Genomic DNA, 12,727 nt, shown 5'->3' with positions numbered 1-12,727 from the left:
ATGCATATCGAACCGGGCCTGGTGGCCGACGGTAAACTATGGCTCAGCTATCTGACGGCAGCGGGCGCGGCGGGCTACTGCGTTAAGCTCGCCTGGCAGGCGGTGCGCGAGAGCGGTGCCATTTCGCTTGGCCTGCGCAGTGCCGCCACGACGGCTCTCGTTTTTTCCTTCTTTGAGGTATTGCCGCACTATCCGGTCGGTGTCTCGGAGGTGCATCTCATCCTCGGCTCGACGCTGTTCCTGATCTTCGGCACGGCGCCCGCGGCCATTGGTCTCGCACTGGGGCTCCTGGTCCAGGGGTTGTTCTTCGCTCCTTTCGATCTGCCGCAATACGGCATGAACGTCACAACGCTCCTGGTGCCGCTGTTCGGACTTATGGCGCTTGCTCGCGGCATCATCGCGCCGGCTACGCCTTATGTTGATCTGAAGTACCGGCAGGCCCTGGCCCTCTCCACCGCCTATCAGGCGGGCATCGTAGCCTGGGTTGGCTTCTGGGCTTTCTATGGACAGGGCTTCACCGTCGGCAACTTTGCCGCCATCAGTTCGTTCGGTGGCGCCTACATGCTGGTGATCATCGTCGAGCCGCTGGTCGATCTCGCGGTGCTCGCCGGCGCCAAGCTTCTCAATGGCCTGCGCGGCAGCTTCCTCGTCGAACGCCGCCTCTACGACGCCGCCTGACGGCCGTGCGTTGATCGCATCCTTGCCGCGCCGCTCCGATAACCCGGAGCGGCGCGGTTTGCATTTGTAGGTCGCTGTGCTGATGGACGTTCTTGTGGCCGGATGAGGCATGGATCGGTCATCGTATGCGTTGGCCGACGTCTGGCGGTCTTGACAGTTGCGAGCCTTTCCGCATAACGTCGTAAACGTTTACGGAAGCGAGCAGGCAGGGAGGAAAATCCTGTCCCGACTGGAGAGCCCCGGACGTCATTGTCATGTCGGTAGGCATGGATGGCGAACGGTAGGTTATGGCTCTTCGAGATCAGGACAATCTGCCGGATCGCCGTTCACCGTTCTCGGTCCCGCCGGTCATCATCGAGCCGGAACCGGTCGGCCAACTGGAGGAGTAGGGAGCATGAAGACATCGGCAATCCTGGGAGCGGTGCTCTACGCCGGCGCCGCGACGCTTGGCATGGCGGCATATGCCGCCGATCCCGTCACCATTACCATCTGGTGCCAGGACAGCGAGACGCAGCCGGGCCTCAACCTCGCCAAGGAGTTCGGCGAGAAGAACCCCGACATCAAGGTCGTCTATCGCCAGATCCATTTCGACGACGTGACGTCGGAGGCGATGCGCGCCTATTCGACGGGCCAGGCGCCCGACATCATCGCCATCGATAATCCCGAGCACGCGCTCTTCGCCTCGCACGGCGTCTTCCTCGACCTCACCGACCGCATCGCCAAGTCGGCTGTGATTCACAAGGAAGACTATTTCCCCGGTCCGCTGGCTTCCGTTACCTGGGACAGCAAGCTCTACGGCGTGCCGAAGGCCACCAACACCATCGCCCTCTACTACAACGCCGACATGTTCAAGGCGAAGGGCCTCGACCCCGACAAGCCGCCGCAGACTTGGGACGAGATGGTCGACGCCGCCCGCAAGCTCAACGATCCCGCCAAGAACGTCTATGGCATCGCCTTCTCGGCCAAGGCTTCGGAGGAAGGCACCTTCCAGTTCCTGCCCTGGGCGCAGATGACCGGCGGCGGCTATGACAAGATCAACACCGATGGAGCTGTCCGCGCGCTGACCATCTGGAAGACGCTGCTCGATGAGAAGCTCGCCTCGCCCGACACATTGACCCGTGGCCAGTGGGATTCCACCGGCACCTTCAATTCCGGCAATGCAGCCATGGTCATCTCTGGGCCATGGGAACTCAACCGCATGTCGCAGGAAGCGAAATTCGATTGGCGCGTGACGCTCATGCCAGTTCCCGAGGTTGGGGCACCCCGCTCGTCGGCCATGGGCGACTTCAACTGGGCCATCTTCAAGAGCTCCAAGCATCCGGACGAAGCCTTCAAGGCGCTTGAGTATTTCGTGTCGCAGGATCCGCGCGTCTTCCCCGACTGGGGCCAGCTCGCCGCCCGCGCCAACATCGAAATACCGCCGACCGGCGACGCCAAGAAAGACGCAGCCGTCAAGGTATTCATGGAGCAGCTGAAATACGCTCAGCCGCGCGGTCCGCATCCCGAATGGATGAAGATCTCCAAGGCCATCCAGGACGCCATCCAGTCGGCTCTGACCGGCCAGGCGAGCCCCAAGGATGCACTCGATCAGGCCGCCACGACCATCAAGGGCATTCTCGGCTGATCTCTTTGAAAGGCGCTCCGGCCCAAAGCATCGGACCGAAAAGTGGAATCCGATTTTCGGACCATCCGGTGCGATAGCAAGAGACTAGATCGTCGTGCGTCCATCAGGACCCGCGGCGATCTAGGCCGGGGCGCCACCACATTCTGTTGACCGCACCGCCTGGCAGGGGCGATGCTCCGTGCTGGCGGCCTGCCGTGGCGCGGATGCGGGGAGGACCGATGCGACGCCTTTATTCCAGTCTCGTCGATGGCCGAGGATTTGACCTCTGCCTGATCGGCATCCCACTGGCCTTTCTCATCGTGCTGTCGGGCGTGCCGCTCGTCTACAACGTGGTGATGAGCTTCCAGGCCGTGGACATGTTCAGCCTTGGCAGCTTCATTCGCCCGTGGGTCGGCTTTGACAACTATCGCCAGTTGATCGCCCAGCCAGAATTCTGGCCCATCATGGGCCACACGGCGACCTTCCTCGCCGCTTCGATTGCCGGCCAATTTCTGCTCGGCTTCGCCCTAGCGCTGTTCTTCTGGTTGAATTTTCCCGGCGCCTCCTGGCTGCGCGGCTTGTTTCTGGTGTCCTGGGTGATGCCTGGCCTGGTGGTCGGCGCCGTCTGGAACTGGCTGCTGTCGGGCGACTTCGGCGTCTTCAACTTCGTACTGCACCAGCTGCACATCATCTCCGGCAATGTCTTCTGGCGCTCCGACCCGGCCTTCGCCCTGTGGAGCGTGATCATTGCCAATATCTGGCTCGGCACGTCCTTCAACATGATCATGTTGTCGGTCGGCCTGTCGTCGATCCCCGCCGATCTCTACGAGGCGGCCGAACTCGACGGTGCCGGCGCGCTCACCCGCTTCTGGACCATCACCTTGCCAATGATGCGCTCAAGCATCGGCGCGCTGATCTCGCTGGGCCTCATCTTCACACTGCAGCAGTTCGACTTGTTCGCCGCCATCACCGCCGGTGGACCGAACAACTCTTCCAACGTCGCCCAATACTGGGCTTGGGACCTCTCGTTCAAACAGTACGACTTCGCCAAGGGCGCGGCCATTTCGGTCATCATGATCGTCGTGGTGATGCTGGCCTCCGTCTACTACGTCCGGTCGACCCGCCATGAGGTAAGAGGATGAGCGAGACCACCAAGAACCGGCTGCTGCTCGTCTTCGCGCTGCTGCTCGCCGCCGTTTATCTCTTCCCCCTCTACTGGATGTACATCACCGCGCTGAAGACCGGCTCGGAGATGTTTGCGACGCCGCCCTCCTTCTGGCCGGACGATCCCCAGTGGTCGATCTTCCCCTTCGTTTTCCAGCTGAAGGGCATGAGCCAGTTCCTCTGGAACTCGACGGTGATCGCCTTCGGCTCGGTGGCGCTGATCGCCGTCCTCGGCACTGGCGCCTCCTATGTGCTGGCGCGCTATCGCAACGTCTGGATCGATGTCGGCCTGTTCCTCGTCCTGATGCTGCAGGTGTTGCCAGCCTCGCTGATGATCACGCCGATCTTCGTCTTGTTCACGCTGACCGGCATTCTCGATTTTCCGCGCACGGCAGTAATCCTGGCCATCGCGGCGAAGAGCATGCCCTTCTTCATCGTTCTGGTGCGCGCCACCTTCATGAGTGTGCCGATGGAACTCGAGGAGGCGGCGCTGGTCGACGGCAATTCGCGCGCTGGGGCCTTCTGGTCGATCGTGCTGCCGCTCGCCCGCAACGGCATCCTGGTTGCCGCTATTCTTATCTTCATGCAGGCCTTTGGCGAGTTCGTCTATTCGAAGTCGCTGATCCAGGAGATCGAGCTGCAGCCCAGCTCGGTTGGCCTCAACGCATTCATGGGCCCGAACACCAACGAATGGAACCGGATCATGGCCTTCGCCTCGATCTACGTGACGCCCATTCTGGCGACCTTCGTGCTGCTGCAGCGGCGCATCGTCTCTGGCCTGACCTCCGGAGCCCTGAAATGACCAAGCAGATCGAATTCTCCAACGTCAACAAGCACTACGGCGCCTATCACGCCCTGAAAGACATCGATCTATCGATCGACAAGGGCAGCTTCGTCGCTTTGGTTGGCCCGTCCGGCTGCGGCAAGTCGACGCTACTGCGCTCGCTGGCCGGCCTCGAAAAGATCACCGGCGGCGACATATCGATCGCCGGCGAAGTGGTGACGGCCCTGCCGCCGCGCAAGCGCGACGTCGCCATGGTGTTCCAGTCCTACGCCCTCTACCCGCACATGACCGTGGAAGAGAACCTCACCTATTCGCTGAGGGTACATGGCGTTTCGAAGGCTGAACGGAAGAAGGCCGCCGCCGAGGTGGCGGTCACCACTGGCCTCACCGGCCTCCTCGATCGCTATCCGCGGGAGCTGTCCGGCGGCCAGCGCCAGCGCGTGGCCATGAGCCGGGCGATCATCCGCAATCCCAAGGCTTTCCTGTTCGACGAGCCCCTTTCCAATCTTGATGCCGCCCTGCGCGTTCATATGCGCAAGGAAATTCGCGCTCTGCACGATCGGCTCGGCGCCACCTCGGTCTATGTCACCCATGACCAGATCGAGGCGATGACCATGGCCGACCACGTCGTTGTGCTCAAAGCCGGCATTATCGAGCAGCAGGGACGGCCGCTCGACCTCTACGACAAGCCGGCAAACAAATTCGTCGCCGGCTTTATAGGTTCGCCGGCCATGAATTTCCTGCCGGCGATCGTCGTCGAGGGCGGCTCGGTCGCGATCGACCTCAGCAATGGGCCCTTCTCTCTGGCGATCCCGGTTGCCGCGCCGGTTGGCGCCAAGGTGCTGATCGGCGTTCGGCCCGAACACCTGACCTTGACGGCTCCGGGAGAGGGGCGTTTTGACGCATCCGTTGCCTTCGCCGAGTCGACGGGATCGACCACCTTCGTTTCCACGGCGACGACGCCGGAGCTGATGGTGGTGGAAACCGGCCGCCGGATGGTTGCTAGTGGCGACCGTGCCGGCTTGGCGTTTTCGGACGCGAGCGTGCACGTCTTCGACGCGGAGACGGAACGGCGGCTCTGAAGGACAACCTCACCAGTATCGCTATCCCAAAGAAAAACCCCGGAAGCCGCGCTTCCGGGGTTTCTGCTTCGGATCGTCGCCATGGAGACGGCATAACCGTCTCAGGCTGGTGGGAGGGTGATCCGAAGCGGGCCGGCGGCGCGGAGGGTAACGCCGCCGGAACGCTGGTCGAAGTCGTCGCTGCCGTCGACGGCGGCAACGTGCCCGATGCCGGAGAGGCGAAGGGCGTAGGGAAGCTCGCAGTCGGGCTTCGCGGTGAGAACGTCACCGTCGCGACGCACCGTCAACGTCAGGGCCGGCGCACCGGTGCGATAATCCGGCACCGTTGCCGTGGCACTGGCGCCGTCGGCAAGTTCATAGAGAACAAAGGTGACGCCGTCCGTGTAGTCGTAGTCGGGCCGTTGGTTATTGCTGCCAAAGGCGATGAGGCTACCCGGCCGCACATAGAGCGGCAGGCTCATGACGCCGTGCGTCTCGCGCCGCCAGGCCGGCCCCTGCACCACTTCGCCGGTGAGCAACTGCGTCCAGCGCCCCGCCGGCAGGTAGACCGCGACCTCGCCATCCTTATCGAACACCGGCGCGACGAGCAGTGACGATCCCAGCATGAACTGGCGGTCGAGCGTCTCGGCTGCCGGATCGTCGGGGAATTCCAGCAGCATGGCCCGAAGCACAGGAACGCCTGTAACCGACGCCTCGACGGCGGCGGCATAGAGATAGGGCATCAGCGAACACTTCAGCCGTGCAAAGTCGCGGAGCACCGCCTCCGCTTCCTGGTCGAACAGCCAAGGCACCCGGTAGGACTTCGAGCCATGCAGACGGCTATGGCTGGACAGCAGGCCGAACGCACACCAGCGCTTGTAGACGTCGGCCTCGGCGGTGTTCTCGAAGCCGCCGATGTCATGGCTCCAGAAGCCGAAGCCCGAAAGACCCAAGGAAAGGCCACCGCGCAGCGTCTCCGCCATGGCCGGATAGTCGGAATAGCAGTCGCCACCCCAGTGCACCGGGAAGCGCTGGCCGCCGACGGTGGCCGAGCGGGCGAACAGCACGCTTTCGCCGCAGGCTTCGATCAACGCGTCGTGCACCACCTTGTTGTAAAGGAATGGATAGTAGTTGTGCATCTTCACGGGGTCCGAACCGTCGTGCCAGACGACGTCGGTCGGGATGCGCTCACCAAAGTCGGTCTTGAAGGCATCGACGCCCATGGCTGCGAGGCGCTTCAGATGTCCGGCGTACCAGGCGACAGCCTCGGGGTTGGTGAAGTCGACGATGCCCTGGCCGGCCTGCCAGAGATCCCACTGCCAGACGCTGCCGTCTGGCCGCTTTAGGAGATAACCCTTGTCGGCCGCTTCATTGAACAGCTTCGAGGCCTGCGCAATATAGGGGTTGATCCAAAGACAGATCTTCAGCCCTTTTTCCCTGAGGCGATTCAGCATGCCCTGGGGATCGGGGAACACCTCTGGGTCCCATTCGAAATCACACCAATGGACGCCGCGCATCCAGAAGCAGTCGAAGTGGAAGACGTGCAGGGGAATGTCGCGCTGGAACATGCCGTCGACGAAGGAATTGACGGTGCCCTCGTCATAGTCGGTGGTGAACGACGTCGTCAGCCACAGACCGAACGACCAGGCCGGTGGCAGCGACGGCCGGCCAGTGAGGCGCGTGTAGCGCTCCAGCACCGCCTTAGGCGTCGGGCCGTCGATCAGGTAATATTCGAGCGCCTCGCCCTCGACGGCGAACTGCACTTTCGACACCTTTTCCGATGCCACTTCGAAGCCGACACGGCCGGGGTCGTTGACCAGCACACCCCAACCGCGATTGGTCAGGAAGAAGGGGATATTCTTGTAGGCCTGCGTGGTGGAGGTGCCGCCGTCTTCGTTCCAGATGTCGATGCTCTGGCCGTTCTTGACGAAGGGGGAGAAGCGCTCGCCAAGGCCGTAGACCAGCGTGCCGACCTCAAGATCGAGTCGCTCGAACACATGCGGCGGCTCGCCAGCGACGCTGGCGTGGCCGGTCTCCCGGAGGCCGGTGCCGGTGAGACGTTTGCCGCCACGCGTCACCTCGGTTCGCCAGTCGCCATCCTTGGAAATGGTTAGCGTCAGCCCGCCGGAGGTGAAGGTGAGCGTGGTCTCGCCATCGACGATGGTCGGCTGGAAAGTCTCGTCGGGAAACAGCTCGAAAGCCGGGCCGCGCTTCGCGGTCCCCTTGTGATGCTCGATGCGCACACCGATGACGCCTTCCATCGGCGCGCTGAGCGTCAGCGTCAGGGTCGGCGCGTTGATCTGGTCGGCGCGGCCCCGACCGCGTACGGCGAGTGCCAGGATTTCCGCCCTGCGAGCATCAATCCTCACCGCATGCACGTGGTGCGGATTGAGGATGCTCATCCCTGCCGGCAGCAACCAGTTGCCGTCGCTGAACTTCATTGTCTTCCTCCCAGGATGCTCCGCCGAGGGGGAGCTACGCACTTGCCGTCCGCCATCAAGACCTTCGTGGGGCTTGCGATTCTACGGCCTTCCTCTATTCCGTAAACGTTTACGACGATAACGGCGCGGGTGCCTTCTGTCAAAGGGCTTTTGTATCGGGGGATACTCGCCGCCACGGCCGGTGGCGGGAGAGATTTCCTCGACGACACCGGGTGTTCCGCCTATTGATCGCCTACCGGATTTCTGCTGAAAGACGGGGGCGACAGGTGGTTGGCCCCTCTGGAAGGTGGCCGGCGCTGGATGCGGAGGATGAGAGATTGGGCATCAAGGAACTGGCGCGCCATCTCAACATTTCCATCGGTACGGTATCGCGAGCGCTCAACGGTCATCCGGAGGTCAACGCCGAGACGCGCAAGCGCGTGCTTGAGGCAGCCGCCGAGCTTGGCTATGCGCCTGACCAAGCCGGGCGCAGCCTGCGGCAAGGCACTCTCAATGTCGTGGCGCTGCTGCTCTCCACCGATCTCACCTCCAAGACCGACACCATGTTCTTCATGGAGCTGTCGCGCGGTATTCAAGACCAGTTTGCCGAGCACGGCCTCGACCTCGTCATCCACTTGAACAAGCCCGACCTCGACATGCTCGACCGCGTCAAACGCATCGTCGAGCGCCGGCAGGCCGATGCACTGATCCTTGCCGAGACGCGCGACGACGATCCGCGCCTCGACTATCTGGCCGGCCGCGGCTTTCCCTTCGCCACCATGGGCCGGTCGTGGTCGGGCGGCACCCATCCCTGGATGGACCTTGACTTCGATTTTGCCATGCGCGCCGCCATCGACCGTCTCGTCGGCTTCGGTCATCGCCGCGTCGCCTTGGTGACCGGCGATCCCGGCTACCGGCTCGACAGCATGCTCCAGGACGCCTTCCGGCGTGAACTTGCCGGCCACGGCCTCGTTGTCGACGAAGCTCTGATGATCAAGACGGACACGCACGAGGAAGGTGGTTACAAGGCGATGACCGATTTTCTCGCCATGGCCGAGCCGCCGACGGCGGTGATCTTCCCACATTATCGAGCCGTGGTTGGCGCCTATTCCTACCTCTCCGAAACCGGCCGACAGCCAGGTCATGACGTGGCCATCCTCAGTTGCTCGGCCGACACTGCCATCGCCCAGTTCATGGCGCCGCCGCTCACCTGCTTCCGGATTGATCTCTATGGCCTTGGCCGGCGCCTCGCTCAGGCCTTGCTTGCCTCGATGCCGCGCTTTGCCGAAGGTTATGGCAACGCGTTGATCCAGGAGATCTGGCCGTGGGAGTTGGTCGGACGCGACAGCGATGGTTTCCACGTCGGCTGACGCCGGCAAGCGCGACCGCCGTTCCGGATGGCGACGGACAGGCGTAGATCTTGGTAAAGGGCGTCGGCAGCCGATTCGCCCGCTTCCGGAGACGACCATGCGCGAGGAAAGTCTGTCCTTTCCGCCCTATCCGACCGAGCCCTCCGGGCGCGATGAAACGGTCGAGGTCAGGATTGGCGCGTTCAATGGCAATCGCGTGTTCGAACTGACCACGACGGCCGCTCGACGCGACAACCCGTCGCGGTCCAGGCGGATCGAGGAACGGCCCGCCGACCCGAGGACGATGACGGGCTCGCCGTTGTTCGATGCGCTCTTTGCCCAGGCGGTCGACGATGCCCGGCTCAACGCCGTCTCATCGATCCGCGACGGTGCCTATCGCCATGGCGAGCCCATCCCCTGCGAATGCTTTCAGACCGGCGAGAAGTGGACCTATGTCTGGACGCGCGACGTGTCCTACGCCACCCATCTCGGTCTTGCCGCGCTCGACCCTGATCGGGCTGCCACCACGCTTCTCTACAAGGTGAGCCCGTTTCGCGACGGTCTCGCCCTGCCGGAGGGACTTCCGGCCGGCAGCCTGCAGATCGTTCAGGATACCGGTTCTGGTGGCAGCTGGCCAGTCAGCACCGATCGCGTCTCCTGGGCCTTCGGGGCCGAGGCGCTGCTCAATACCCTTCACGGCGATGGCCGCGCCAACTTTGCCGACACCGCCTTCCGCGCGCTGTCGGGAACCATTGAGGCCGATCGTCTCGCCGCCTTCGATCCCGCCGACGGTCTTTATCGTGGCGAGCAGTCTTTCCTCGACTGGCGCGACCAGACTTACGCCCCCTGGGCGATCGGCGACCTCACCACCATCGCCAAGTCCAAGGCGCTCTCCACCAACGTTTGTCACTTCAAGGCACTCGATCTCGCCGCCCATCTTGCCGCCGAGCGCGGCGATCAGGCGATAGCGGACCGCTACGCCGTCTGGGCCGCCGATCTCAGGGCGGCCATCAATCGCGGCTTCTGGGTCGAAGCGAAGGGGCTCTACGCTTCGATCACCACGCCCGACAGTCCGGCGCAGCCGGTTGAAAAGTTCGACATGCTGGGCCTGTCCCTGGCGATCCTGACCGGCGTCGCCGATCACGGCCGAGCGCGACGGATCCTCTCGACCTATCCGCACGTTCCCTTCGGCGTGCCGGTTTATTACCCGGCTCAGCCGGATATCTTCTGCTACCACAACCGCGCCATCTGGCCGTTCGTCACGGCTTACGAACTCCAGGCCGCCGTCGAGGTGGAAGCCGTCGCTGCTTTCGACCATGCCTTCGATTCGCTGGTGCGAGCCGCCGCGCTCAATCTCGACAATGTCGAGAACCAGGAATGGCTGACCGGCCGCACATGGTTCGATGACGGTCCGTGCATCTCCTCGGCGCGTCAGCTCTGGTCGGTCGGCGGCTATCTCGGCATGGCGATGACGGCCATCTTCGGCTATCGGCCGGAGGCAGGCGGTTTTCGCCTCGTGCCCTTCCTCTCGGCCCACGTCCGCGATCGGCTCGGCGATGATAGGGCCGAACTTCAAGGCCTCGTGCACCATGGTCGGCGGATCGCCATCGCGCTCAACTTGCCGCCGCGCGCCGCCGGGCAGGGGTATTACGCCTTGCGCGAAGTGCGCCTTAACGGCGCGCCGATATCGGGTCTCATCGACGACGCTCAGTTGCGGGACGACAATCTTGTCGAAGTGGTCTTTGGCGATTTGGTTGCCGATGACGCCGGCCTTTCAATGATTCCCGTCGTCGAAGCCGTCACGCATGACGATCCGCGTATCTTCTCGCCCCGCGAGCCGGTGATCACCGATCTCGTCATTGAGGATGGGCGGGTACGGCTCAATTTCGAGGGGCAGCTCCCGCGCTCCGGCCGGCGTGATGCTCTCCTCTTCACCGTGCTGCGGGACGGAGTGGCGGCGGCGACCGATCTCGCCGATCAGATCTGGCATGACCCCGTTCCGCTTCACCCTGGCATCCGTCGCGCCTATCGCGTCGTCGCGCGCTTTGCCGAAAGTGGCAATGCTTCGCACCCGTCACGGGAAGCGGCGATCGAGGCAGGCGCGGTCCTGACCATCGGGATCGATAGCGCCAATGTCGAGCGGCGGGATGATCGCATCGTCTTTCCCGAATTGGCCGTGCGTGAGGCTGGCGACTATCGACTTGCGCTCCTTTATCGAAACCATAGCTTTCACATCCAGACCGGCGTGACCAACGCCGTGAAGAGGATAAAAGTACTCGATGCCGAGGGGCAGCTCGTCGCCTCGGGCATCGTCCAGATGCCGCACATGACGCCGGTCAATCCGCTCCGCCGCTCGACGGCGCTGTCGATACGCCTTCCGGCCGGCCGCTATCGCGTCGAGATCGATGATTTTTTCAACATGAGTTATCTTGCGTCAAACGCAACCTACATCAGCCCCGGCGGCATGAGCGGGGCGCGGAATGAGGCTGATATTCGTGCTCTCGATCTCATCCGTGTCGGGTGAGTCCTGGCGCGTATTTTAGATGCCTCACATCCAGAGGTAATACTCCTCGGCACCGGCTGTTTCTTGTGCCCAATTTTGTGTCTTGCGGTAACTTGACAAAATTTTGGGCACTGGTACGCCTTTCAAAACACAATCAAAAAGCCAGAGGGGACCACCATGGACTATCGTCTTTCCCGCCGCGCCGTGCTGGCGTCGGGCCTTGCGCTCGGCGTCGGTGGCTTCATCCTGCCGGTACGCGCCGCTACGCCGCTGAAGGTCGCCGGCATCCACGCCTCGCCGGTGGAGAACGCCTGGAACTCCTGCCTGCACAAGGCATTGCAGGACGCCGCCGCTGAGGGCGCCATTGAATACACCTTCTCCGAGGGCGTCTCCGGAACCGACTATGCGCGCGCCATGCGCGAATATGCCGAAGCCGGCAACAAGCTGATCATCGGCGAGGCCTACGCGGTCGAGAAGGAAGCACGCCAAGTGGCTGCCGACTATCCCGATACGGCGTTGGTGCTCGGCTCGTCGGGCGCGGCGGCCGGCGGTAATTTCGGCGTCTTCGGCACCTGGAACCATGACGGCGCCTATCTCGCCGGCATGCTGGCCGGCAAGATGACCAAGTCCAACGTCGTCGGCTCGGTCGGCGCCATGCCGATCCCCGAAGTCAACATGCTGATCAACGCCTTCGCGGCCGGCGTCAAAGCCGTCAATCCTCAGGCGAAGCACCTCGTCAGCTTCATCGGCACCTTCTTTGACCCGCCGAAGGCGCGCGAGGCCGGCCTTGCCCAGATCGATGCCGGCGCCGACATCCTGTTCGGCGAGCGCATCGGCACGGCGGACGCCGCCAAGGAGCGTGGCATCAAGGCGGTAGGTTCGCTGATCGACTACACACCGCGCTATCCCGACACGGTGTTTGCCAATGCCTTGTGGGGCTTCCGGCCGATCCTGAACGCGGCCATTGCCGACGCGGCCGCTGGCAAGCCGGTGGGCAAGGACTACACCGCCTTCGGCCTGATGAAGGAAGGCGGCAGCGATATCGCCTATGTGAAGGGTGTGGCGCCGGCCGATGCCGAGGCGGCCATGGAAGAGGTGCGGGCGAAGATCAAGTCCGGCGCCTTCGAGGTGCCGCGCGACACCGCTGAGCCGAAGTAAGCCGGCT

At 63.3% G+C, this 12,727-nt stretch carries 9 protein-coding genes; 8 read left to right on the top strand and 1 reads right to left on the bottom strand.

Annotated features, from left to right (window positions below; translation table 11 throughout):
* The 5 genes from AB6N07_RS00660 to AB6N07_RS00640 all read left to right on the top strand — a co-directional run bounded on the left by AB6N07_RS00660 (position 1) and on the right by AB6N07_RS00640 (position 5,311).
* The gene (locus AB6N07_RS00660) at positions 1–678 is read left to right on the top strand and encodes an energy-coupling factor ABC transporter permease (RefSeq protein ID WP_370675912.1); all 678 of its coding nucleotides are present in this window, start codon (positions 1–3) and stop codon (positions 676–678) included.
* Between the two features lie 394 nt (positions 679–1,072).
* On the top strand, positions 1,073–2,302 hold the full coding sequence (locus AB6N07_RS00655) for a sugar ABC transporter substrate-binding protein (RefSeq protein ID WP_370675911.1): 1,230 nt from the start codon (positions 1,073–1,075) through the stop codon (positions 2,300–2,302).
* Between the two features lie 218 nt (positions 2,303–2,520).
* Positions 2,521–3,423, top strand: a complete 903-nt coding sequence (locus AB6N07_RS00650) for a carbohydrate ABC transporter permease (RefSeq protein WP_370675910.1) — start codon at positions 2,521–2,523, stop codon at positions 3,421–3,423.
* On the top strand, positions 3,420–4,247 hold the full coding sequence (locus AB6N07_RS00645) for a carbohydrate ABC transporter permease (protein WP_370675909.1): 828 nt from the start codon (positions 3,420–3,422) through the stop codon (positions 4,245–4,247). Before AB6N07_RS00650 ends, AB6N07_RS00645 begins: the two co-directional genes overlap by 4 nt.
* Complete coding sequence (locus tag AB6N07_RS00640; RefSeq protein ID WP_370675908.1) at positions 4,244–5,311, top strand: ABC transporter ATP-binding protein; 1,068 nt, start codon at positions 4,244–4,246, stop codon at positions 5,309–5,311. Before AB6N07_RS00645 ends, AB6N07_RS00640 begins: the two co-directional genes overlap by 4 nt.
* Positions 5,312–5,412: 101 nt before the next feature.
* Here the strand turns inward: AB6N07_RS00640 and yicI are convergent, their stop codons facing one another.
* Complete coding sequence (yicI, locus tag AB6N07_RS00635) at positions 5,413–7,731, bottom strand: alpha-xylosidase (protein WP_370675907.1); 2,319 nt, start codon at positions 7,729–7,731, stop codon at positions 5,413–5,415.
* 317 nt (positions 7,732–8,048) lie between these two features.
* On the opposite strand from yicI, the gene AB6N07_RS00630 reads away from it, so the two are divergent.
* From AB6N07_RS00630 to AB6N07_RS00620, 3 genes are all read left to right on the top strand, one after another.
* Positions 8,049–9,080, top strand: coding sequence for a LacI family DNA-binding transcriptional regulator (locus AB6N07_RS00630; protein ID WP_370675906.1), 1,032 nt, complete (start codon positions 8,049–8,051; stop codon positions 9,078–9,080).
* 97 nt (positions 9,081–9,177) lie between these two features.
* Complete coding sequence (locus tag AB6N07_RS00625) at positions 9,178–11,583, top strand: hypothetical protein (protein ID WP_370675905.1); 2,406 nt, start codon at positions 9,178–9,180, stop codon at positions 11,581–11,583.
* 156 nt (positions 11,584–11,739) lie between these two features.
* Positions 11,740–12,720: a BMP family protein gene (locus AB6N07_RS00620; RefSeq protein ID WP_370675904.1), complete on the top strand. Its 981-nt coding sequence runs from the start codon at positions 11,740–11,742 to the stop codon at positions 12,718–12,720.
* The last annotated feature ends 7 nt before the right edge of the window (positions 12,721–12,727 follow it).

This window comes from Pleomorphomonas sp. PLEO (assembly GCF_041320595.1).
Classification (GTDB): Bacteria; Pseudomonadota; Alphaproteobacteria; order Rhizobiales; family Pleomorphomonadaceae; genus Pleomorphomonas.
Note: the sequence above shows the minus strand (reverse complement) of the source record. Positions and strands in the feature narration are given on the sequence as shown.

Excerpts from the sequence above, each read along its gene's own strand:
- AB6N07_RS00640 (WP_370675908.1), top strand. The coding sequence starts at position 4,244 with ATGACCAAGCAGATCGAATTCTCCAACGTCAACAAGCACTACGGCGCC.
- AB6N07_RS00625 (WP_370675905.1), top strand. The coding sequence starts at position 9,178 with ATGCGCGAGGAAAGTCTGTCCTTTCCGCCCTATCCGACCGAGCCCTCC.
- AB6N07_RS00620 (WP_370675904.1), top strand. The coding sequence starts at position 11,740 with ATGGACTATCGTCTTTCCCGCCGCGCCGTGCTGGCGTCGGGCCTTGCG.
- yicI (WP_370675907.1), bottom strand. The coding sequence starts at position 7,731 with ATGAAGTTCAGCGACGGCAACTGGTTGCTGCCGGCAGGGATGAGCATC.
- AB6N07_RS00650 (WP_370675910.1), top strand. The coding sequence starts at position 2,521 with ATGCGACGCCTTTATTCCAGTCTCGTCGATGGCCGAGGATTTGACCTC.
- AB6N07_RS00660 (WP_370675912.1), top strand. The coding sequence starts at position 1 with ATGCATATCGAACCGGGCCTGGTGGCCGACGGTAAACTATGGCTCAGC.
- AB6N07_RS00645 (WP_370675909.1), top strand. The coding sequence starts at position 3,420 with ATGAGCGAGACCACCAAGAACCGGCTGCTGCTCGTCTTCGCGCTGCTG.
- AB6N07_RS00655 (WP_370675911.1), top strand. The coding sequence starts at position 1,073 with ATGAAGACATCGGCAATCCTGGGAGCGGTGCTCTACGCCGGCGCCGCG.